The sequence below is a fragment of the Neisseria polysaccharea genome (assembly GCF_963392925.1).
GTDB classification, from domain to species: Bacteria; Pseudomonadota; Gammaproteobacteria; order Burkholderiales; family Neisseriaceae; genus Neisseria; species Neisseria polysaccharea.
Genome location: NZ_CAUJNZ010000002.1, coordinates 164,819 through 185,591 on the forward strand (window position 1 = coordinate 164,819; position 20,773 = coordinate 185,591).

A 20,773-nucleotide genomic window follows, 5' to 3' on the forward strand; every position below is an offset into this window, starting at 1 on the left:
TTAAGTTTAAACGTGTTTGCGGGCAAGCTGATTAAAAGTGAAGTAAATACCGTTACAGCAAATTCAACCGTAAAATATTGAAAATGCCGTCTGAACAAAAGTTCAGACGGCATTTCCGATTCCTTACCGATATAGGGAAACAATGGTTTCCGCAGCTTTGACACAAGTTGCGACATCGGCAACCAAAGCGATACGGACATAACCTTCCCCGGGATTGCCCTGTTCGGTATCCCGCGCCAAAAAACGTCCGGGCAATACTTGGATAGCGGCTTTTTGCCATAAATTGCGTGCAAATGCCAAATCGTCGCCATCGGGGACTTTCAACCAGATGTAAAACGAGGCATCCGGTAATTTAACGTCAAATACCTGTTGCAAAATGGGAATAACGTGCTCAAATTTTTCCTGATACATACGGCGGTTGTCGATAACGTGCTGTTCGTCATCCCAAGCGGCAATGCTTGCGCGCTGCACGGGAATGCTCATTGCACTGCCGTGATAGGTTCTGTAAAGCAGAAAGTTTTTAAGCAGTTCGGCATCGCCGGCGACAAAACCGGAACGCAGGCCAGGAACATTGGACCGCTTGGACAAACTGGTGAACATAAGCAGTTTTTGTCTGCTTCGCCCCGACTGTGCAGCGGCCTGCAGGCAGCCCAAAGGTTTGTTGCCGTCGAAATAGATTTCGGAATAGCATTCATCCGAGGCAATAATGAAACCATATTTGTCTTGCAAATCAAAAACTTCTTTCCAGCCATCCAAATCCAGCACGCTGCCGCTGGGGTTGTTGGGCGAACAGACGAACACCAGTTTGGTGAGTTTCCAAACCTCTTCGGAAATACTGCGCCAATCGGGGTTGAAAGACGGTGCGGGGCAATTGGCAAAATGGATTTCACCGCCGCCCAAAACTGCCGCGCCTTCGTAAATTTGATAAAAAGGGTTCGGGCTGACGATGACGGGTTTGATGCCGTCTGAAACAGGGTTCAACACGGTTTGGACAAAAGAAAACAACGCCTCCCTACTGCCCAAAACCGGCAGAATTTCATTATCCGGATTGACCGTCAAGCCGTCATAACGGCGTTTTAACCAGTTCGCACACGCCTGACGCAGTTCAGGCAGACCCGCAGTCAGCGGATATTTTTCCAACTCGTGCAATGAAGCGGTCAGCGCATCCGTAATGACTTTCGGTGTCGGGTGTTTCGGTTCGCCGATATGCAGCGGGACGGCTTCCATGCCTTCAGGCGCGGAAATGCCCTGCATCGCTTCACGCAGTCGGGCAAAGGGATAGGGTTTGAGTTGGTTGAGTAAGGTATTCATGATTTTCTCCGGTTGTCGGTATATCAGAAGATATGCCGTCTGAACCTGACGTGCTCTTCAGATGGCATTTTATATTCAATGCAAACCCGTACTGCCGAAACCGCCTTCTCCCCGGCTGCTTCCGACAAATTCTTCGACACGTTTGAAACGCGCCTGCACGATTGGCACGACAACCATCTGCGCGATACGCTCAAACGGCTTGACGGCAAACGGTTCACTGCCCCTGTTCCATAACGACACCTTCAATTCTCCTTGATAATCAGAGTCAATCAAACCGACCAAGTTACCCAAGACAATACCGTGTTTATGCCCCAAGCCGGAACGGGGCAGCAAAATAGCGGCATATGCAGGATCGGCCAAATAAATTGCCAAACCTGTCGGCACAAGAAACGTTTCACCCGGCTGCAAAACGACTTCCTCATCCAAACAGGCGCGCAAATCCAAACCTGCGGAACCCTCCGTCGCATAGGCAGGGATAAAATCCGCCATCCTCTCGTCCAACACTTTCATTTCTACTTCAATATTCATCGTCTTGCTCCTGCATACGGCCGGTTTCAAAGATGGGAGATTATACACAAGCCGTGTTTACGCTGAAACACAACAAACTGCTTTTGTTTTGAAACCATCCTCGACTGTCAAAAACATTCTGCCTGTGTATAATACCACCCCGTCTTTTCATATATAAACATTAACATGACGCACACAGCCTCTCCACGTGATGAATTCATACGCGGCATCAAAGAAAGTTCGCCCATGCTGATTGGGCTTTTGCCTTGGGCATTGATACTCGGTATGCAGGGCGGGCAAAAAGGTATGACTTGGCTGGAAATGCTGCTGATGACCGGTATGAATTTTGCCGGAGGCTCTGAATTTGCAACGGTCAACCTGTGGGCGGAACCTCTGCCGATACTGCTTATCGCCACCGTAACCTTTATGATTAATTCGCGGCATATCCTGATGGGGGCGGCGCTTGCCCCGCACCTGAAAGGAATACCGCTGAAAAAAGCCGTGCCCGCACTGTTTTTTATGTGTGATGAAAGCTGGGCGATGGCATTCTCCGAAATCCAAAAACGGAAAGCAGCCGGTTTGCCCGCATTCAATATGCCTTTTTATATGGGCGTATGCTTTATCCTCTACATTACCTGGATAGGGTTTGCCGCCCTCGGCGCGGCAGTAGGGCCTGTGTTCGGCAATGTGTCCGCTTGGGGATTCGGTATGGCGTTTCCTGCCGTATTTCTGGTTTTATTGAGGGGGATGTGGAAAAGTTTTTCCGCATCAAGACCTTGGTTTGTCAGCCTGATTGTTGCATCCGCCGTTTACCTGACCGTTGACGGCGCGTGGTATGTTCCTGCCGGCGCACTGTCCGGTCTGTTATCGGCTTATCTCTGGGGAGAACAAAAATGAAAAGTTTATTGTCGCTCCAATCATTCCTGTTGTTTGCCTCTATGCTTGCCGTTACCTACTCTACCCGGTTGATCGGCTTTTTCGCACTGCGTAACCGAACCTTAAGCCGCCGTGCCCAAACCATTATGGAAGCCGCGCCGGGCTGCGTCCTGATTTCCGTCATTGCCCCCTATTTCGTATCCGACAAGCCGCACGAACTTATCGCCATCGCGTTAACCGCCTTGGCAGCCTGCCGCTTTTCTATGTTGCCTACCGTATTGATAGGGGTCGGCTCGTCAGGCATCTTGGGATGGTTGATGACATAATTCATTTCAAAATGTCCGTAAAAAATGCCGTCTGAAAATTAATCTTCAGACGGCATTGGCAAAACAGCCCTATTTTTTACGATTAGAGAAAGCTTCGCAGCCGGCATCTGCGGACAAGGTCTCCGAATAGGCTCGGGCAGAAGCGGCATCACGGCATTTGTATCCGTCGCCCACGCTGTTCACCCATACCGACAAGGTATAACCCGTCCCTGCCTTCGGAACGCCGACCAACCTGTATGCCCTTGATTTTGTCGCATCGACAAATTCCCCTGAAACACTATATTTTTCGGCAATTTTAGGATTCATCCGATAAGCCGGCACAAACTTCTTCAGTTCCGTTTCAAGGTTTTGATTACTTTCCCCGGGATTTTTCAAAATAATCTGTTTGAAAGCATTGTTGATACTGACCATCTCCGTATAAAGCTGGGACTGATAGCCTTTTTCAATATAACTCTGATAAGAAGGTATGGCAATGACGCTGATGATGCCGAGTATCGCGACGACTATCATTACCTCAACCAATGTAAACCCTTTTTGCTCCATTTTATTGCTCATCATTATTGCTTACATAAGATTGCAGGACGACCACGGTATTGGCATTCTTACCCCAAGCCTTGGCAGTAACCCTGTAAATATTTTGGTTATTCTTCACACCCAAATATTCGATAATATAACGCGGCATTTTGCTGACGCTTCCCGTACCTTTCCCATATACCATCCCTTTATTGTCAATACACAGGTTGGTAGAATTTGCAGGGCAAAAACGCTTCACCGCCTCAACGGTAGGCTTGCCTTGCACCACGATATTGTCAAAAGCCTCTTCATTATCATTATTTGTCCGCACATTCACTGCGGTACACAGGCCGTTTTCACAGTTTTCGCTAAATGTAACCTCACTATCCGTAGTATATTCCAAATCCAAAACCTGAAATTCGCCGTCCCGCAAAGCCGCCTCGGCTAAAGACAAAGCCAATTTCCTATCTGATTCGTTGGCACTGATCCTCTGCTCGGTATTGTAAGACTGCGCGGCAGTTACAACCAAAAAGGCCACGACGATCATAACCATCAGCACGATAAACAGTGCGAACCCCCTCTGTCCGTCAGAAGTCGGGATTCCCGTCAAAGTGTTCTGTTTGCGCATACATTTCCCCCGCGTATTGTCGCATCGATACGGTAAGCATAAATATTATTGTCTGAAGAAGCGGCAATCTTGGTATCAGTACCGCTATTCAATAAAACTTCCACCCCGGCAGGCGTAACAGCACCTTTGGAGCTGTCGAATTTATCCGTATATTTGAATTTTTCCTCTTTGCCGGCATCTTCATCTTCAGGACAGTCGGAAACATAGACATACCGCACATTCATATGGGTAATTTTTTTCACGAGCAACTGAGGATTACCCCACCCGCCACCGGCATTCAATTGGAAGCGGAACAAACCTTCCTCATCGGCAATCTTGCCGACCGCATAGGCATTGACCTCATGCCTTTGACGCGCAATATTGCCATTTTGCCTGTTATCCGTATCCGGAATATTCAATTCTTTTTTTACATTTTCTAAAGTAAGGATTTGCTTGCCCGGTTTCGATATTGCGGCACAGCTGCTGACGACGGTAGTCGCGGCGCTTGCATTAGCATCATCGATACCGTATTGGAAAATCAATGCCTTACCGGACTGGGTAAAACCTGGATATCCGATATTTGAAGATTCCGCTATGGGAATAAGTTTATCTATACCGTTCCTTTTTAAGGAAAAAGGAGAATTTTGTTGCGTCGTATCGGAAACAACATCAGTTGCAGGATGCTCGGACATATTGAAACAACCGAAGCCGCCCGCCATTCTCGCATCGCGGACAATCAATGTTGCCGCATTCCGCAAATCCTGTTGTGCGGCAAGACGCTCGTTTGCCGCATCATTTAATTTCCGGGACGTAAAGTAACTCGATCCGACCGCCATCAGGACAATCATACTGAGCAGGCCCGCAACCAGAAATTCAACAATGGTAAAACCCTTCATACCATCATAACCGCCTTTTGGTACGTTTAGCATTTTACGTTTCATTCCCGACCTCCGACCCTTGCCTGATAGGTATATACGATATTGTCGCCGTTCGCTTCAAGATTCGTATGTGCAATATCCGAATCCCCTGCCGAATCATTTACCCACAATACTTTAATTAAAGTATCTCCGTTTGCCTTATTGTCACAATTTGAAGAAAAAGCACCGCTGTCGGACAATGTCGGCGCGTTACCCGACGAATCTTTGCAGACGGCGTAATGAATGGCTGCCGCATCCGGCAAGGCATTTTTCAATTCATAACCGAACCTGTCCAACTGGGCTTTTGCCAAATCCTCCTTGGTTTTCAAATTATTAGGCGTGAAGTCGCCATCAGAGGAAGCGGGGGTGTACGACCCTGTGTAAAGATTATAGTTCTTCTTGTTGCTGTCCGAATCAATGGTCGGATTAATCAACATTCCCTCCATCAGGTTTTGCGTGATTTGGCTGACGATGGTTTGCGTTTCTGCTTCCCTGACGGAAGCGACCGTCCGCAACTGCACGGACAGCAATGCCAAAATACCGATGGTCAGAACGAGCATAGCAACCAAAACTTCTATCAGCGCCATACCGGACTGGGGATTTTTCAGGCGGAAGCAATCATTATTCTTCATTTTTTATTTCCCAAACCGACTAAAACAGTCATTGATGTTGGCATACGGCACGCGTATCGTTTCTAGGACAAACCTCAACCCTGCCGCTGCTGTCAATCAAAACCACCGCCGAACGGAATTTCTTTTCATCGGCAGAAACCGCCTTCGCATCTGTCAGCACGATTTGGATATAACCGTCGGAGTAAACAAATCTGGAAGTACGCGCGAGATTCTGATCGGGAGAATAGCCGAATGCCCCGTTTTGGTTGAAAGTCCAAACAACACGGTCGGCAGTCGGTTGAGACTTACCGAAAGCGATATGGTTGAAGGCATAATTAATCCGGCTGTCGGCGGCATCATTCAACACCACACTGCGGAGGAAAACATCCGCCGCATCGCCGTCATATGCCTTATTGCCGTTTTTGTCGCCGAAAGCCAACATTCCCTGCCCCTTCTTACTGAAGTCGCATTGGTTGTTGACCGTACCGTCTTTTCTAACTTGAACAGGACAGATATAGACAGGGAGATTGAGCCGGACGGCTTCGCCCCTGGAGAAACGCAAAAGGTTGGCAACCTGCTCCGCGTGACTGGCGATGCGGCGGGATGCAATCCACCGGCTCATACTGGGGAGGGCTATCATCGCCATAATGGCTGCGATGACCATCACGATGAGCAGCTCTATTAGCGTGAAACCTTGTTGTTTTCGTGTACACATAAGCAATAGGACGTTAACTGGTAATGTATTTTCAATTATATGCCGTCTGAATGCAAAAATGCCTCAAGACCGCATTTTATTTTTTAGGGCAATCTCTAAGCATGATTTTAAACGATTGTGCCTGATTTTGCCTAATAAATTTTTATATAACCATTTAATCTTCTATCTTTGCCTCCTCGGGAACATAGGCAGCATTGTCGAATTTGGTAAACTGCCCCATCCATGTCAGGAAAACTTTTCCGACCGGACCGTTGCGGTGTTTGCCGATAATACATTCGGCAAGGCCTTTCATGGGTGAGTCCTGGTTGTAGTATTCGTCGCGGTACATGAACATAATCAGGTCGGCATCTTGCTCGATAGCACCGGACTCCCTCAAGTCGGACATCATGGGGCGTTTGTCCGTACGCTGTTCGACGGTACGGCTCAATTGCGACAGGGCGATGATGGGGACTTGCAATTCTTTCGCCAACGCTTTAAGCGAACGTGAAATCTCTCCCAGCTCCGAAGCTCGGTTGTCGGAACGGCCGGATCCCGCCATCAATTGCAGGTAGTCAATGACGATCAATCCAAGCTTATTGTTAAATTGACGGGCGAGACGGCGGGCACGGGCGCGCAGCTCGAGGGCGGTCAGATTCGGGGTTTCGTCAATAAACATAGGCGCGTCGGAAAGTTTGACGACTGCCTCGTTCAAACGCCCCCAATGTTCGTCTTCCAACCTGCCTGTTTTCAAGACGCTTTGATCCAACCGTCCGACCGAGCCGAGCATACGCATGACCAGTTGCGCACCGCCCATCTCCATCGAGAAGACGGCAACGGGCAAATGTTTTTCAATGGCGACATACTCGGCAATATTGATGGAAAAGGCGGTTTTACCCATAGACGGGCGGCCGGCGACGATAATCAGGTCGCCGGGTTGCAGACCCGAGGTTTTTTTATCAAGGTCGATGAACCCTGTCGGCACGCCGGTAACTTCATCGGGATTGTCGCGCGAATAAAGCATATCGATGCGCTGTACGACTTCTTTCAGCAAATCGGGCATCTCCAAAAAGCCCTGCTTGGATTTGACCGTGCTTTCGGCAATTTGAAACACTTTGTTTTCCGCCTCGTCCAAAAGCTGCCCCGCATCCCTGCCTTGCGGATTGAATGCGCTGCGGGCGATTTCCGTCCCCACTTCGGCGAGTTGGCGCATGATGGAACGCTCGCGCACGATTTCGGCATAGCGGCGGATGTTGGCGGCAGACGGGGTGTTTTGCGCCAGCGTAATCAGATATTCAAATCCGCCTGCCGCTTCCAATTCTTCGTTCCGCTGCAAATCTTCCTGAACCGTAATCACATCTGCGGGACGGCTCTCATTGATTAATTTGGCAATGGATCGGAAAATCAGGCGGTGTTCGTGGCGGTAGAAGTCTTCACCGGAAACCACATCGGCAATCCTGTCCCAAGCCGGATTTTCCAGCATCAACCCACCCAAAACGGATTGTTCCGCCTCCATCGAATGTGGAGGCAGCGACAATGCTCCGACCTCACGGTCTTCAGACGGCATAGCTGCGTAATCGTTCATGGTACATCCTATCTGTCGTGCCGAAATTGCAATCTTCTATTATAGCGTAAAGCAGGTTTAATTGGTTTCCATCCCTCAAAACAGGTAAAATATGTGCGCTGCTGAGCTATTTGCAGCAACACTGCCAAAATACAACATTTAAAACAATATTAGGAGCACAAAATGGAACATAAGCTGCCGCAACTGCCTTATGAACTGGACGCATTGTCCCCGCATCTGAGCAAAGAGACTTTGGAATTCCACTACGGCAAACACCATCAAACCTACATCACCAACCTGAACAATCAAATCAAAGGCACCGAATTTGAAAACCTGCCTTTGGAAGAGATTGTGAAAAAATCTTCGGGCGGCGTGTTCAACAACGCGGCGCAAACTTGGAACCACACTTTCTACTGGCTGGGTTTCACGTCCAAAGGTCAAGGCAAACCTTCCGGTGAACTGGCCGCCGCCATCGACACGAAATGGGGCAGCTTCGAGAAATTCCAAGAAGCGTTCAATGCCTGCGCTGCCGGTACTTTCGGCTCCGGTTGGGCATGGCTGGTGAAAACCCCTGCCGGCGGATTGGATTTGGTTTCCACTTCCAACGCAGCAACTCCGCTGACCACTGAAAACACGCCGCTGCTGACCTGCGACGTGTGGGAACACGCCTATTACATCGACTACCGCAACAGCCGTCCCAACTACCTGAAAGGTTTTTGGGAAATCGTCAACTGGGACGAAGTCGCCAAACGTTTTGCCGTATAAGCCGCAAACCGACAAAATGCCGTCTGAACACATTTCAGACGGCATTTTTTACGGGAAATCCGAATCAATGTCCGCAGGCGCAAGCGTCGCCGTGGTGTCCGCAACCTTTAGCCGCTTCAAGCCATTCGTCGTCATCGCCGTCAAACTCTTCCACTTCGTCAAACTCGCCGCGTTCCACCATGGCACACAACTCTTCAAGGCTTTCCGCCCCTTCTACCCAAAAACACGGAATATCGGGAGGCGTATCCGGCGCAAGCAGTGCCGCTACGCCTTCATGCCACGCAATCCAATAACCGTTTGCCGTTTGAACGAACTGCGCATCCCGATGAACCGACTCTCCTTCCGTTCCGACGAGCATACGCTCCGCAATACTTTCCTGAAAAGGTAAAATCTCCATAATAGTTCCTTACAACATATGGTTTGATATGAAAATAGGGCATTATTTTAGAATATACCGCCCATCTGATAAACTTCAAACGCCTTATAACAAAATTATCTTTGCGCCAAACCAATAATTCTTTCCTTTTTTCAGACGGCATCGTTAAAGTAGCCCTTCCTTTTTCTATTTTCAGCATTATTTCATGTTATTACTCAAAACGCCCAGCGTACTGCCCGGCTTCAAAATCAGCCTCGGCCTGACCGTATTGTGCCTGTCGCTTCTGGTGGTTTTGCCGTTTGCGATGATGGCGGCGAAGGCGGCGGAAATCGGCTGGGGCGGCTTTTGGAACACGATTGCCGAGCCGAACGTGTTGGCGGCGGTGTGGCTGAGTTTGCGGATGTCGTTTTATGCGATGCTGACCAATGTCGTGTTCGGCACGCTGGTGGCGTGGGTGTTGGTGCGCTATGAATTTCCGGGCAAGGGTCTGGCGAACGCGCTGGTCGATTTGCCGTTTGCGCTGCCGACGGCGGTTACGGGTATCGCGTTGGCGACCCTGTATGCGCCCAACGGTTGGATAGGCCGTTTTTTCGAGCCTTTGGGCATCAAAATTGCGTTTACACCCGTCGGCATTTGGATTGCGCTGGTCGTCGTCAGCCTGCCCTTTATCGTCCGCGCCGTGCAGCCGGTATTGGAGGAATTGTCGGGCGAATATGAGGAAGCGGCGGCGACTTTGGGCGCAAACCGTTTCACGACGTTCCGCTGCGTGCTGCTGCCGGAAATCACGCCCGCGCTCTTAACCGGTGCGGGTATGATGTTCGCGCGGGCAACGGGGGAATACGGCTCGGTGATTTTTATCGCGGGCAACATTCCGATGGTTTCCGAAATCCTGCCGCTGATTATTACGGGCAAGCTGGAACAGTTCGACGTACAGGGCGCGTCGGCGGTGGCGTTGTTTATGCTGCTGGTTTCGTTTGTGATTCTGTTTGCGCTGAACGTGATGCAGTGGGCGTTGGGCAGGCGTTCGGGCGCGAAGGGTTGAGGTCGTCTGAAATACCTGTTACCGTCATTCCCGCGCAGGCGGGAATCCATTGGTGAATTTCGGCTGCCTTATTTATTTTCTGTTTTCCTGTTGCCCTGTGGTGGATTCCCGCCTGCGCGGGAATGACGGCAGCCGAACGTTTTTTGCTCCCCTTTTAATCTATAAAAGATAAAAGGCCGTCTGAAAACGAATCCACCCCACAAAAAACAGTTTTTCAGACGACCTCCAAACATTTTAAAACCAACCAAAGAACACCACCGCCATGAAACCCTATTCCGCCAATCCCAACCTGACCGAACCGCGTTGGCTGCGCGTATTGCTGACTGCTACCGCCTTGGGCTTTCTGTTGCTGATGTTGGTTGTGCCTTTGGTTGCCGTATTCTACGAGGCCTTAAAAGGCGGTTGGGATTTGTACCTGAAATCCTTAAGCGATTCCGAAGCGTGGTCTGCCATCAAATTGACGCTGATTACCGCGCTGATTGTCGTCTCCGTCAATGCCGTCTTGGGCGTGGCGATGGCGTGGCTGCTGACCCGTTTTGACTTCCGAGGCAAACAGTTGCTGACCACCCTGCTCGATTTGCCGTTTTCCGTATCGCCAGTGGTAGCCGGTTTGATGTTCGTCTTATTGTTCGGCGCGCACACGGCATTGGGTGGCCGGCTCGAAGCGCAAGGCATACAGATTATTTTCGCCATCCCCGGCATTATTTTGGCGACGCTGTTCGTTACCTTCCCTTTTGTCGCACGCGAAATCATCCCGCTGATGCAGGCACAGGGCGACAGCGAAGAACAGGCGGCATTGATACTCGGCGCAAGCGGCTGGCAGATGTTTTGGCGCGTTACCCTGCCCAACATCAAATGGGCGTTACTCTACGGCATCATCCTTACCAACGCCCGCGCGATGGGCGAGTTCGGCGCGGTCAGCGTGGTATCGGGACACATACGCGGCGAAACCAACACCGTCCCGCTTTTGGTCGAAATCTTCTACAACGAATACAACTTCACCGGCGCATTCGCCCTCTCCGGCGTATTGGCACTTTTAGCACTGGCGACGCTGGCGGTGCAGAACATCATCACCAAATTACAAGATAAAAAACTCGCCGCCGCCGAAAGGAACGCAGCATGAGCATTACTATTCAAAACCTAAACAAACACTTCGGAGCGTTCCACGCGCTGAAAAACATCAACCTCAACGTCCCCACCGGCAAACTCGTTTCCCTGCTCGGCCCGTCCGGCTGCGGCAAAACCACGCTTTTACGCATTATCGCCGGACTGGAAAACGCCGACGGTGGCAAGATTCTGTTTGACGGGCAGGACGTAACCGCCAAACACGTCCGCGAACGCAAAGTCGGTTTCGTGTTCCAACACTACGCCCTCTTCCGCCACATGAACGTGTTTGACAACGTCGCTTTCGGTTTGACCGTATTGCCCAAGTCCGAACGCCCGTCCAAAGGACAAATCCGCGCCAAAGTCGAAGAATTGCTCAAGCTCGTGCAGCTCTCCCACCTCGCCAAATCCTATCCGCACCAACTCTCCGGCGGGCAACGCCAGCGCATCGCCCTCGCCCGCGCGCTTGCGGTCGAACCGAAACTCCTGCTTTTGGACGAACCCTTCGGCGCGCTGGATGCCAAAGTACGCAAAGAATTACGCACCTGGTTGCGCGACATTCATCACAACTTGGGTGTAACCAGCATTTTGGTTACACACGACCAAGAAGAAGCCCTCGAAGTTTCCGACGAAATCGTCGTGATGAACCACGGCAAAATCGAACAAACCGGCAGTGCCGAAGCCATTTACCGCAAACCTGAAAACGCCTTCGTTACCGAGTTCCTCGGCGAAACCGACGCATTTGAAGGACGCATCGAAAAAGGCTTCTGGCATTACAACGGCTTCGCGTGGAAATTGGACGCGCAATACAAATGGCAGGAGCAAACCGCCACCGGCTATATCCGCCCGCACGAATGGCAGCTTGCCGCCGAACACGAAACCCCGATGATCCGCGCCAAAATCGAAAAAATCCACGCCGTCGGCGCATTGACGCACGTTTTGGTGAAACACGGCAAACAGGACGTGCACATCACGCTGGCTGGCAGCGATGCCGCGCGTTACCAAATCGCCGAAGGCAAAGAATTAAAGCTGATTCCGAAACAGGTTTATGTCTTTTCTCAAAACGAGCTGATTGAATATTCGATTTAACCCTGAAAGCACAATGCCGTCTGAAAGGCTTTCAGACGGCATTGCGTGTCAAGCGTCAGGCAAGAAACAGCTTGTACGCGGCATTTTGCGTTTCCTCGTGATAGCTGTATCCCAGACTTTCCAAGAAACCGTCAAATGCGGCGGCATCGTGCGGCGGCACGTCGATACCGACCAAAATCCGCCCGTAATCCGCACCGTGGTTGCGGTAATGGAAGAGCGTAATATTCCAACCGCCCTGCATATGGTTCAAAAAGCTCGCCAACGCCCCCGGACGCTCCGGAAACTCAAAACTGACCAGACGCTCGTTCCCTACTTTGTCCGTCCGCCCTCCGACCATATAGCGGATATGGATTTTGGCAATCTCATTGTTGGTCAAATCGACATTGGGCAATCCCGCCTCATCCAACCGGCTGCCGATAACCGCCAAATCCTGCGGGCCTGCCGCTTGAAGTCCGACAAAGATATGCGCTTTTTCATCGTCCCCGTAGCGGTAGTTGAACTCGGTAATATTCCTATTTCCCAATATATTGACAAACTTAAGGAAGCTGCCGCGTTCTTCGGGGATGGTAACGGCAAAAATACCTTCGTTGCCCTCGCCCAATTCGCTCCGTTCCGAAACGTGGCGCAAACGGTGAAAATTCATATTCGCGCCGCTGGTAACGGCAATCAGGGTTTGGTTTTCCGCACCTTCTCGGGCAATATAGGCTTTCAGACCCGCCAACGCCAACGCGCCAGCCGGCTCGGTAATGCTGCGCGTATCATCAAAAATATCCTTGACCGCGCCGCAAACCGCATCGGTATCGACTGTAATGATTTCATCCAAAAGTTCTTTGCAGAGGCGGAAGGTTTCGTTTCCGACGACTTTGACCGCAGTGCCGTCTGAAAACAGCCCGACATCTTTCAAATGGACGATTTCGCCCGCTTCGACCGACTGCTTCATACAGCAGGAATCGTTGGTCTGTACGCCGATAACTTTGATTTCGGGACGGACCTGCTTGATAAATGCCGCCACGCCCGCCGCCAAGCCGCCTCCCCCTATCGGTACGAATACGGCGCGGATTGAATCGGGATGTTGGCTGACAATTTCCATCCCCACCGTCCCCTGTCCCGCAATCACATCAGGATCGTCAAACGGTGCGATATAGGTCAGCCCTTCCTGTTCCGCCAGCTCCATCGCATAATCGTAGGCATCGTTGTATGAAACACCGCGCAAAACCACCTCGCCGCCACGGCTTTTGACCGCATCCACTTTGATTTTCGGCGTAGTCTCCGGCATAACGATAACGGCACGGCAGCCCAAACGCTGTGCGGACAATGCCACGCCTTGGGCGTGATTGCCCGCGCTTGCCGCAATCACGCCGCAAGCGAGCGCATCTTTCGGCAACTTGGACATTTTGTTGTACGCGCCGCGTATTTTGAACGAAAAAACCGGCTGCAAATCTTCACGTTTCAAAAGGATGTTGTTTTTCAAACGTACAGAAAGGCTGCGTGCCGGTTCCAAAGGCGTTTCCACCGCCACATCATAGACAGATGCCGTCAGGATGCGGATAAGGTAATCGGAATAAGGAAGGGGCGTGTTCATAATTCAATATGGGATAATCGGTTTGTTAAAATCGCAAAACCCCAAACCATACGCCCAAGACAGCCCGAAAGCAAGAAAAATCCGCCCGATCAGACACCCTAAGCGTATAATCGGCAAGCTGAAACACTCACACAATTAGAATATTTCATGACAGCACATAAAATCCTGCCCGTCCTGCTTTCCATTATCTTAGGCGTTTCTCACGCAACGGCTGCATCGCCCGCGCCCAACAGACCGACGGTACACGCCGCCCCCTCGCTCCAAACACCCGAAACCCTCACAGCGGCACACATCGTTATCGACCTTCAAAGCAGACAGACTTTATCCGCCAAAAACATCAATACCCCTGTCGAACCGGCGGCACTAACCCAACTGATGACCGCATATTTGGTTTTCAAAAACATGAAATCGGGAAATATCCAATCTGAAGAAAACTTAAAAATACCCGAATCCGCATGGGCTTCAGAAGGGAGCAGAATGTTTGTACGTCCCGGCGATACGGTCAGCACCGACAAACTCTTAAAAGGCATGATTGCCCTATCCGCAAACGATGCCGCCCTAACCCTTGCCGGCCGGCTGGGCAACGGTTCGATTGAAAATTTTGTGCAACAAATGAACAAAGAAGCCCGACGCCTGGGCATGAAAAACACCGTATTCAAAAACCCGACAGGCTTGAGTAGAGAAGGACAGGTTTCCACCGCCAAAGACCTCGCCCTGCTGTCTGAAGCATTGATGCGCGACTTTCCGGAATATTACCCGCTGTTTTCCATCAAATCTTTCAAATTCAAAAATATAGAACAAAACAACCGCAATATCCTTTTATATAGGGACAACAATGTAAACGGTCTGAAAGCCGGACACACAGAAAGCGGCGGCTACAACCTTGCCGTGTCATACTCCGGCAACGGCAGGCACATCCTTGTCATCACATTGGGTTCGGAATCGGCGGAAACACGCGCATCGGACAACAGCAAGCTGCTGAACTGGGCATTGCAGGCCTTCGATACGCCCAAAATATATCCGAAAGGCAAAACCGTTGCCCAAATCCAAATTTCCGGAGGCAGCAAAAAAACCGTCCGCGCAGGCTTCCTCAAAGAAGCCTACATCACTCTGCCACATAAGGAAGCGAAAACAGCCGAACAGATTTTGGAAACCATACAGCCGATTCCCGCCCCGGTAAAAAAAGGGCAGATTTTAGGAAAAATCAAAATCAGGCAAAACGGACATACCGTTGCCGAAAAAGAAATCGCCGCGCTAGAAAATGTAGAAAAAAGAAGCCGGTGGCAAAGGCTTTGGGTGCGTCTGACAGGGCAGTAATCCGCCGTTTCAAATATCCCGCTTTTCCAACAAATAAAGAAATGCCGTCTGAAACACGGTTCAGACGGCATAAAACAACAGGGCGGTACGTATTGCATACGCGCCGCCCTGCTGCTGAAATCAATTAGCGTTTTTTACCGGTAACGGTGGCAACAGCCAGATTTTCGTTACGTTTCAGGGAAACGCTTTCTACACCTTCAGGCAATTTGATGTCTGACAAGTGCAAAATGTCACCGGCAACCACTTCGGCACAATCCAAATCCAAGAAAGCAGGGATATTGGCAGGCAACGCAAGCACTTCAACAGTCGTGTTCAACAGAGACACACGGCCGCCTTGCAATTTAACAGCTTGGGAATTTTCAGCGTTAACGATGTGCAGGGGAACACGGATACGTACAAGTTGATCAGCTTTCACAGCTTGGAAGTCGATATGTTGAACTTCGCGGCGGAACGGGTGCATTTGGAAATCGCGGACGATAACGTCTTTAGTTTCACCGTTCAAAGACAACTTAATCAACGCAGTATGGAAAGATTCTTTTTCCAATGCGTAGAATACGGTTTTGTGATCCACGGCAATGGCAACGGGCTCTTGACCTTCGCCGTACAAAATACCGGGGATTTGACCTTCGCGACGCAGGCGGCGGCTCGCACCAGTGCCTTGTGCTTCACGAACAGAGGCTTGAATTTCATAAGTCATGTTAAATACTCCAAGTTAAATAAAACTACCGTCATCGGCCGCGACCAGCTTAAGACGGCTTCGGGCTTATGGCAGCAACATGCTGCCTGTCATCACTTCTTCATTAAAAAGATATGAGACGGATTCTTCGTTGCTGATGCGGCGGACGGTTTCGGCCAACAGACCGGCAATCGTTACCTGACGGATACGGTCGCAGTTTTTAGCCGCTTCAGACAAAGGAATGGTATCGGTTACGACCACCTGGTCGATTTCGGACGAGGCAATACGGCTGACTGCCTCTCCGGAGAATACGGCGTGGCTGGCATAGGCCAGAACACGTTCCGCACCCCGCTCTTTCAGGGCAACGGCAGCTTTGCACAGCGTATTTGCAGTGTCGATCATATCGTCCACAATCAGACAGGTTCTGCCTTGAATATCGCCGATGATGTTCATGACTTCCGCCACATTGGCTTTCGGACGGCGTTTATCGATGATTGCCAAGTCGGCATTCAAAGATTTTGCCACGGCGCGGGCGCGGACTACACCGCCGATATCAGGGCTGACAACAGTCAAGTTTTCAATCCGCTGCTGCTTGATATCGTTCAACAGAATCGGGGTGGCATAAATATTATCCACAGGAATATCAAAAAAACCCTGAATCTGGTCTGCGTGCAGATCAACGGTCAAAACACGGTCGATCCCTGCCGAATACAGCATATTTGCTACCAGTTTGGCAGAAATCGGAACGCGGACGGAACGCGGACGGCGGTCTTGGCGCGCATAGCCGAAATACGGAATAGCTGCCGTGATGCGGCCTGCCGAGGCACGTTTGAGCGCATCCGCCATTGTCAGGATTTCCATCAGGTTGTCATTGGTCGGTGCGCAAGTAGGCTGAAGGATAAAGACATCGCGACCGCGTACGTTTTCCAACAACTCGACGGCAACTTCACCGTCTGAGAATTTGGAAACCGAAGCATCTCCCAAGGAAATATCCAAATGTTTGACAACACGTTGTGCCAATTCGGGATTGGCATTACCTGTAAATACCATCAAACTGTCGTACGCAGCCATATTCTCACCTGATTTTATGTTTAACTTCCGCTCAGAAAACACAATGCTTCCCTCCGCTTGTACCAAGCCCGACATTATACCTGCAACATCCGACACAAACAAAGGCATTTCAATATTTTTATTTCTATGAAACAAAAAGCGTGTAAGCAAGCTTACACGCTTTTATCTGGCTGGGGAGGAAGGATTCGAACCTTCGCATGCTGGAATCAAAATCCAGTGTCTTAACCGCTTGACGACTCCCCAAAAAAATATGGCTGGGGAGGAAGGATTCGAACCTTCGCATGCTGGAATCAAAATCCAGTGTCTTAACCGCTTGACGACTCCCCAACAATGTTCATACGGACAACAAAGGATGTTTTGAAAGACCCTCTGCCAAATATGCCTCGTACAAACCTGAAACTTGTCGGTATATATTGTATGCGCTATTCCTATCTTGACACGCCGTGAATACACACGCACCAGAACCTGTCATTAAGGCAAATCCATATCGGGACAATTCGGAATAGGCTTTCCAAACTTCAGGGTATTCTTTAAATACAACTGCCTGCATATCATTTCTAAACGGTTGCAGGTTTTGGAAAGTCGGCATTATGCTTGAGGCGGAATTTCGTGTCAAGCCTTCGTGTGTGAAAATTTTTGCGGTGGAAACGTGGACGGGCGGTTTGACGATGACATACCACTGTTTCGGAATATCCATTTCGCCCAGCCTGTCGCCTATACCCCGCGCAAACGCATTTTTGCCGAAAATAAAAAATGGTACGTCCGCCCCCAAAGCCGCGCCCGAATCAATGAGCTGCCGCTGCGTCAGACCGCACTGCCACCAACGGTTCAACACCAGCAAAACGGTTGCCGCATCCGAGCTTCCTCCGCCCAAACCGGCCCCGGTCGGAATTTTTTTGTCCAGCCATATCTCCACGCCGGTAGGGGTGCGTGCATATTTTTGCAGCAACGATGCGGCACGGTAGCTTAAATCCGCCTCCTGCGGCATTCCATCAACCGGATTGTGCAGGATGATTTTGCCGTCGTCCCTTGGTTTCAAATATACGGTATCCTGCAAATCTATCAGGCAGAATATGCTTTCGATATTGTGATAACCGTCTTCCCGCCTTCCAGTAATCCTCAAATCGAGATTCAGTTTTGCAGGTGCGGGAAACGCCTGCCGTCCGTCCGCAATATTCATCTGTCCGCCTTATCTCGTGCGCGCCGCACAGCGTTCCGGGGTTTCGGTTTCAGACGGCATTCCAATTTCGGTGAAAACCAGCCTGATGTTCAATTTCCCGTTATCCAATTGCAGGATGCGGGCTTTTCCTTCGCTGTTGACGGTTCTGCCGATTGTCCAACCGTATTGTTCCAATATGCCGTCTGAAAGGATGCGGTAAGGTGCGCGTGCAACCCGTCTGCCGTCTGCCCAGATATGCAGATATTGGATTGGCAGGTTGAAACCAATAAGCTGCCGACTCAATTCCTCCGCACTTTCCGCCTGATAAACATTTCCTTTGGCATCCACTGCCAACGCACCGTCTTTGTCTTGACACAACTGCCCGAGCGTGCTGCCTAAAGGTGTATTGATATTGATGGTTTCTACAGGAGGCTGGTATGTCCAGTCGAAATTTGCATACGAACCTTTCCCTTCCGCTTTGACTGCCAACCGCCCTTCTGCTGCAAAACTGCTGATGTGTTCGGACGGCTGCCACAGGTTTTCGTTATTTTGAGGTAATTGCGCGCAAGCGGTCAAAAGCAGGATGACCGATGCGGATACGGTGTGTTTCATCAGAATTTCCTTAACGAGTGCCATCCTGCCGGTCGGCGGGTTCGGCGTGCCGTGCAAAACGCGTGCAAACTGCGTGCCGTTTACCCGAATGCCGCAGCTTCCCCGGCAAACCTTATGCCGTCTGAAAGGATGGGCCTGCATTATTTCCGAGGTTTTCGGGAAAGTTCGGGCAATGTGATGCCGTGACGTTTGAGCGTTTCGCGCCATATTTTCTTGTCTCCCGTAAGGTGTGCCGCCTGCGTCCACACATCAACCGCCTGATCGCGTTCACCCAATGCCCACAACACCTCGCCCAGATGGGCGGCAACTTCGGGCTCAGGCTGGCTCTCAAACGAATAACGGAGATACGGCAGCGCGCTTTCCGCATCACCTTTCAGGTAATACGCCCAGCCTATGCTGTCGTTGACGGCAATATCGTCAGGGTTAATTTGATATGCCTTCTGAAGCAATACAAAACCCTCGTCCAAACGCTCGGAATCGGAAAGCAGGCTATAACCTAAATTATTCATAATCTGAGCGTTATCGGGTGCAAGCCTGAACGCCCTTTCAAGATCTGAAATCATTTTTTTCCGCTTGCCAAGCCGGTCGTAAACAACTGACCGCTGTACCAATGCCTCTGCCTGTAACTCTGTATTACTGCCGGCAGGCGGTTTTTCGATAATCTTGTCCAACCCCCTCAAAGCCTCCCGTGCATCCGGCAGTTTTGACAGGGCAAACAACTGTACTTTAGACAAGTTGTCCGCCATAAAATAACGCCCCTGCTGCTCGGGAAGTTTCCGTACTTCCCTAATTTGCCGCAAAGCCGCCTTTGCACCATCCAGTTCAAGGGTTGCAGCAACTGCCGACACACCTTTGTCGAACAGATATTCCGGCGCGGATACTTTTTTCAGCCACTGCCTGACTTTGGCGTAATCCCTGCGGTCAGCATACATCATCGCCGCCGTTAGCGCCGCCCTGCTCCGCTGTTCCTCCGTCCCCCTGCCGTATGCCTTTTCGACATAGCCGTCGATAACGGAAACATCTTCTTTCCGGTTTGCCGCCAATATTGCCGCCTGAATATACAGATCTGCATTCGGATTGGCATCCAGCAACACTTTCAAGCGTTCATATGCATCATCGGGCCTGCGCAGGGAAACAAGGTTCATAATTTCCATTTCCTGCCAAACGGTTGAAAGGTTTTTGGTGTCTGTTTGCTCGAAAAAGCCACTGAGTATCTCGGGATAACGGCGCGCAACCAAACGCAAGGTTACCAGGGTCGGTGGTAGTATTTCTGTATCAAGTTTTGCCAAGCGTTGCAATGCCGCGATTGCTTTATCTTTTTCCCGCACTTGCACGTTAAAAACCACATCGGCAACCGCCGCTTCGGGCAGATGTTCATATTTCAACGCCGCGCGGTGGACGGCCTCCGATGCTTTTTGCACCAATCCGTCCTGCTGCACGGCGGCTTGCGCCAGCAGCAAAAATATCCTGCGGTTTTGCCCGTCATCTGCCTGCGCCAAGACCTCTTCCAGCCCGTCCAAACGTTGATTTTCTTCTCCTTTCAGCACGCTCCGCAACCAGGCCATCCGTTTTTGCGCCTCACCCGGTATAGGCTCAATCTGCCGCCATTTCTGATAAATCATCTCAGCCTGTTCAAACGCATTCAGCGACACGGCCATTTCCAAGGCACGTTCGGCAACTTCGGGGGATTTTGTACGCTCCAACATCAGCATATAGGCGGCAAGTGCCGTTCCCGCCTGCCCCTTTTGCAAGGCGGTTTCCCCTCCCAGCAACGTAAATATCTGATTAACCCGTTCGCCCACTGCCGCAAGCCGTGCGCGTTCGTTTTTGATTTCTTCCTCACTGTAACGCTGATGTTTCCTTAAAACCTTTCCGACTTCCTTCGGCTGTTTCATATCCCCCGCACCGCCTCCGGCGGCAGACACCTGTCCGGCAATCAAGGCTGCCGTCAACACAGTTAACATTTTGAAACGGTTAGGTAGCATAATCATCCTTTATCCGACATCCGTCCGAACTTTCAGACGGCATATAATCAGGCGTAACTTTATCACAAGCAG

At 50.6% G+C, this 20,773-nt stretch carries 22 protein-coding genes and 2 tRNA genes; 7 read left to right on the plus strand and 17 right to left on the minus strand.

Annotated features, from left to right (window positions below; translation table 11 throughout):
- Window positions 1–123: 123 nt before the first annotated feature.
- Entirely contained in the window at window positions 124–1,311 is a 1,188-nt protein-coding gene (dapC, locus tag RDY34_RS02295; RefSeq protein WP_308072816.1) for a succinyldiaminopimelate transaminase, read from the minus strand.
- Window positions 1,312–1,386: 75 nt separating this feature from the next.
- Entirely contained in the window at window positions 1,387–1,839 is a 453-nt protein-coding gene (dut, locus tag RDY34_RS02300) for a dUTP diphosphatase (protein ID WP_308072817.1), read from the minus strand.
- A gap of 165 nt (window positions 1,840–2,004) precedes the next feature.
- Here dut and RDY34_RS02305 point away from each other — a divergent pair, with 165 nt between their 5' ends.
- On the plus strand, window positions 2,005–2,715 hold the full coding sequence (locus RDY34_RS02305) for an AzlC family ABC transporter permease (RefSeq protein ID WP_308072818.1): 711 nt from the start codon (window positions 2,005–2,007) through the stop codon (window positions 2,713–2,715).
- Window positions 2,712–3,020: an AzlD family protein gene (locus RDY34_RS02310; protein ID WP_308072819.1), complete on the plus strand. Its 309-nt coding sequence runs from the start codon at window positions 2,712–2,714 to the stop codon at window positions 3,018–3,020. Before RDY34_RS02305 ends, RDY34_RS02310 begins: the two co-directional genes overlap by 4 nt.
- Before the next feature lie 69 nt (window positions 3,021–3,089).
- On the opposite strand, the gene RDY34_RS02315 is transcribed toward RDY34_RS02310, so the two are convergent.
- From RDY34_RS02315 to dnaB, 6 genes are all read right to left on the minus strand, one after another.
- Window positions 3,090–3,563, minus strand: a complete 474-nt coding sequence (locus RDY34_RS02315) for a PilX family type IV pilin (protein WP_308072933.1) — start codon at window positions 3,561–3,563, stop codon at window positions 3,090–3,092.
- 1 nt (window position 3,564) lies between these two features.
- A complete protein-coding gene (locus RDY34_RS02320) occupies window positions 3,565–4,161 on the minus strand; it encodes a pilus assembly PilX family protein (RefSeq protein ID WP_308072821.1) in 597 nt (198 codons plus the stop codon).
- Window positions 4,140–5,081, minus strand: coding sequence for a PilW family protein (locus RDY34_RS02325; RefSeq protein ID WP_308072822.1), 942 nt, complete (start codon window positions 5,079–5,081; stop codon window positions 4,140–4,142). The genes RDY34_RS02320 and RDY34_RS02325 overlap by 22 nt, the downstream gene beginning before the upstream one ends.
- A complete protein-coding gene (pilV, locus tag RDY34_RS02330) occupies window positions 5,078–5,689 on the minus strand; it encodes a type IV pilus modification protein PilV (protein WP_308072823.1) in 612 nt (203 codons plus the stop codon). Before pilV ends, RDY34_RS02325 begins: the two co-directional genes overlap by 4 nt.
- A gap of 28 nt (window positions 5,690–5,717) precedes the next feature.
- Entirely contained in the window at window positions 5,718–6,383 is a 666-nt protein-coding gene (locus RDY34_RS02335; protein WP_308072824.1) for a GspH/FimT family pseudopilin, read from the minus strand.
- Window positions 6,384–6,537: 154 nt separating this feature from the next.
- Window positions 6,538–7,944 carry a replicative DNA helicase gene (dnaB, locus tag RDY34_RS02340; RefSeq protein WP_308072826.1) on the minus strand — a complete coding sequence of 469 codons (1,407 nt, stop codon included), beginning with the start codon at window positions 7,942–7,944 and terminating at the stop codon, window positions 6,538–6,540.
- A 162-nt stretch (window positions 7,945–8,106) separates the two neighbouring features.
- On the opposite strand from dnaB, the gene RDY34_RS02345 reads away from it, so the two are divergent.
- Window positions 8,107–8,688: a superoxide dismutase gene (locus RDY34_RS02345; protein WP_003752760.1), complete on the plus strand. Its 582-nt coding sequence runs from the start codon at window positions 8,107–8,109 to the stop codon at window positions 8,686–8,688.
- A gap of 64 nt (window positions 8,689–8,752) precedes the next feature.
- Here RDY34_RS02345 and RDY34_RS02350 read toward each other — a convergent pair whose 3' ends face one another.
- Entirely contained in the window at window positions 8,753–9,085 is a 333-nt protein-coding gene (locus RDY34_RS02350) for a hypothetical protein (RefSeq protein ID WP_025456824.1), read from the minus strand.
- Between the two features lie 184 nt (window positions 9,086–9,269).
- Between RDY34_RS02350 and cysT the strand changes: the two genes are divergently transcribed.
- The 3 genes from cysT (at window position 9,270) to RDY34_RS02365 (ending at window position 12,299) form a co-directional block, all read left to right on the plus strand.
- Window positions 9,270–10,106 (plus strand): sulfate ABC transporter permease subunit CysT, encoded by an 837-nt coding sequence (gene cysT / locus RDY34_RS02355; RefSeq protein WP_003749890.1) that lies wholly within the window; start codon window positions 9,270–9,272, stop codon window positions 10,104–10,106.
- Window positions 10,107–10,368: 262 nt separating this feature from the next.
- Window positions 10,369–11,229, plus strand: a complete 861-nt coding sequence (cysW, locus tag RDY34_RS02360; protein WP_304677519.1) for a sulfate ABC transporter permease subunit CysW — start codon at window positions 10,369–10,371, stop codon at window positions 11,227–11,229.
- Window positions 11,226–12,299 (plus strand): sulfate/molybdate ABC transporter ATP-binding protein, encoded by a 1,074-nt coding sequence (locus RDY34_RS02365; RefSeq protein WP_308074318.1) that lies wholly within the window; start codon window positions 11,226–11,228, stop codon window positions 12,297–12,299. Before cysW ends, RDY34_RS02365 begins: the two co-directional genes overlap by 4 nt.
- Window positions 12,300–12,354: 55 nt before the next feature.
- On the opposite strand, the gene ilvA is transcribed toward RDY34_RS02365, so the two are convergent.
- Window positions 12,355–13,881: a threonine ammonia-lyase, biosynthetic gene (gene ilvA, locus RDY34_RS02370; protein ID WP_308074319.1), complete on the minus strand. Its 1,527-nt coding sequence runs from the start codon at window positions 13,879–13,881 to the stop codon at window positions 12,355–12,357.
- A gap of 147 nt (window positions 13,882–14,028) precedes the next feature.
- Here ilvA and RDY34_RS02375 point away from each other — a divergent pair, with 147 nt between their 5' ends.
- Window positions 14,029–15,198, plus strand: a complete 1,170-nt coding sequence (locus RDY34_RS02375) for a D-alanyl-D-alanine carboxypeptidase family protein (RefSeq protein WP_308074320.1) — start codon at window positions 14,029–14,031, stop codon at window positions 15,196–15,198.
- A 124-nt stretch (window positions 15,199–15,322) separates the two neighbouring features.
- Here the strand turns inward: RDY34_RS02375 and RDY34_RS02380 are convergent, their stop codons facing one another.
- From RDY34_RS02380 to RDY34_RS02410, 7 genes are all read right to left on the minus strand, one after another.
- Entirely contained in the window at window positions 15,323–15,895 is a 573-nt protein-coding gene (locus RDY34_RS02380; protein WP_002217483.1) for a 50S ribosomal protein L25/general stress protein Ctc, read from the minus strand.
- 66 nt (window positions 15,896–15,961) lie between these two features.
- Entirely contained in the window at window positions 15,962–16,945 is a 984-nt protein-coding gene (locus RDY34_RS02385) for a ribose-phosphate pyrophosphokinase (RefSeq protein WP_118996968.1), read from the minus strand.
- A gap of 167 nt (window positions 16,946–17,112) precedes the next feature.
- A tRNA-Gln gene (locus tag RDY34_RS02390) sits at window positions 17,113–17,188 on the minus strand.
- A gap of 8 nt (window positions 17,189–17,196) precedes the next feature.
- Window positions 17,197–17,272, minus strand: a tRNA-Gln gene (locus RDY34_RS02395).
- A 7-nt stretch (window positions 17,273–17,279) separates the two neighbouring features.
- Window positions 17,280–18,125 (minus strand): 4-(cytidine 5'-diphospho)-2-C-methyl-D-erythritol kinase, encoded by an 846-nt coding sequence (ispE, locus tag RDY34_RS02400; protein WP_308074321.1) that lies wholly within the window; start codon window positions 18,123–18,125, stop codon window positions 17,280–17,282.
- A 9-nt stretch (window positions 18,126–18,134) separates the two neighbouring features.
- The gene (gene lolB / locus RDY34_RS02405) at window positions 18,135–18,716 is read right to left on the minus strand and encodes a lipoprotein insertase outer membrane protein LolB (RefSeq protein ID WP_025457183.1); all 582 of its coding nucleotides are present in this window, start codon (window positions 18,714–18,716) and stop codon (window positions 18,135–18,137) included.
- 140 nt (window positions 18,717–18,856) lie between these two features.
- Window positions 18,857–20,701, minus strand: a complete 1,845-nt coding sequence (locus RDY34_RS02410) for a tetratricopeptide repeat protein (RefSeq protein WP_308074322.1) — start codon at window positions 20,699–20,701, stop codon at window positions 18,857–18,859.
- Window positions 20,702–20,773 lie beyond the last annotated feature (72 nt).

Excerpts from the sequence above, each read along its gene's own strand:
- dut (WP_308072817.1), bottom strand. The coding sequence starts at position 1,839 with ATGAATATTGAAGTAGAAATGAAAGTGTTGGACGAGAGGATGGCGGAT.
- RDY34_RS02335 (WP_308072824.1), bottom strand. The coding sequence starts at position 6,383 with ATGTGTACACGAAAACAACAAGGTTTCACGCTAATAGAGCTGCTCATC.
- cysT (WP_003749890.1), top strand. The coding sequence starts at position 9,270 with ATGTTATTACTCAAAACGCCCAGCGTACTGCCCGGCTTCAAAATCAGC.
- dapC (WP_308072816.1), bottom strand. The coding sequence starts at position 1,311 with ATGAATACCTTACTCAACCAACTCAAACCCTATCCCTTTGCCCGACTG.
- RDY34_RS02325 (WP_308072822.1), bottom strand. The coding sequence starts at position 5,081 with ATGAAACGTAAAATGCTAAACGTACCAAAAGGCGGTTATGATGGTATG.
- RDY34_RS02345 (WP_003752760.1), top strand. The coding sequence starts at position 8,107 with ATGGAACATAAGCTGCCGCAACTGCCTTATGAACTGGACGCATTGTCC.
- RDY34_RS02385 (WP_118996968.1), bottom strand. The coding sequence starts at position 16,945 with ATGGCTGCGTACGACAGTTTGATGGTATTTACAGGTAATGCCAATCCC.
- lolB (WP_025457183.1), bottom strand. The coding sequence starts at position 18,716 with ATGAAACACACCGTATCCGCATCGGTCATCCTGCTTTTGACCGCTTGC.
- pilV (WP_308072823.1), bottom strand. The coding sequence starts at position 5,689 with ATGAAGAATAATGATTGCTTCCGCCTGAAAAATCCCCAGTCCGGTATG.
- RDY34_RS02315 (WP_308072933.1), bottom strand. The coding sequence starts at position 3,563 with ATGGAGCAAAAAGGGTTTACATTGGTTGAGGTAATGATAGTCGTCGCG.
- RDY34_RS02410 (WP_308074322.1), bottom strand. The coding sequence starts at position 20,701 with ATGCTACCTAACCGTTTCAAAATGTTAACTGTGTTGACGGCAGCCTTG.
- RDY34_RS02365 (WP_308074318.1), top strand. The coding sequence starts at position 11,226 with ATGAGCATTACTATTCAAAACCTAAACAAACACTTCGGAGCGTTCCAC.
- RDY34_RS02305 (WP_308072818.1), top strand. The coding sequence starts at position 2,005 with ATGACGCACACAGCCTCTCCACGTGATGAATTCATACGCGGCATCAAA.
- RDY34_RS02375 (WP_308074320.1), top strand. The coding sequence starts at position 14,029 with ATGACAGCACATAAAATCCTGCCCGTCCTGCTTTCCATTATCTTAGGC.
- RDY34_RS02320 (WP_308072821.1), bottom strand. The coding sequence starts at position 4,161 with ATGCGCAAACAGAACACTTTGACGGGAATCCCGACTTCTGACGGACAG.
- RDY34_RS02380 (WP_002217483.1), bottom strand. The coding sequence starts at position 15,895 with ATGACTTATGAAATTCAAGCCTCTGTTCGTGAAGCACAAGGCACTGGT.
- RDY34_RS02310 (WP_308072819.1), top strand. The coding sequence starts at position 2,712 with ATGAAAAGTTTATTGTCGCTCCAATCATTCCTGTTGTTTGCCTCTATG.
- ilvA (WP_308074319.1), bottom strand. The coding sequence starts at position 13,881 with ATGAACACGCCCCTTCCTTATTCCGATTACCTTATCCGCATCCTGACG.
- dnaB (WP_308072826.1), bottom strand. The coding sequence starts at position 7,944 with ATGAACGATTACGCAGCTATGCCGTCTGAAGACCGTGAGGTCGGAGCA.
- ispE (WP_308074321.1), bottom strand. The coding sequence starts at position 18,125 with ATGAATATTGCGGACGGACGGCAGGCGTTTCCCGCACCTGCAAAACTG.
- cysW (WP_304677519.1), top strand. The coding sequence starts at position 10,369 with ATGAAACCCTATTCCGCCAATCCCAACCTGACCGAACCGCGTTGGCTG.
- RDY34_RS02350 (WP_025456824.1), bottom strand. The coding sequence starts at position 9,085 with ATGGAGATTTTACCTTTTCAGGAAAGTATTGCGGAGCGTATGCTCGTC.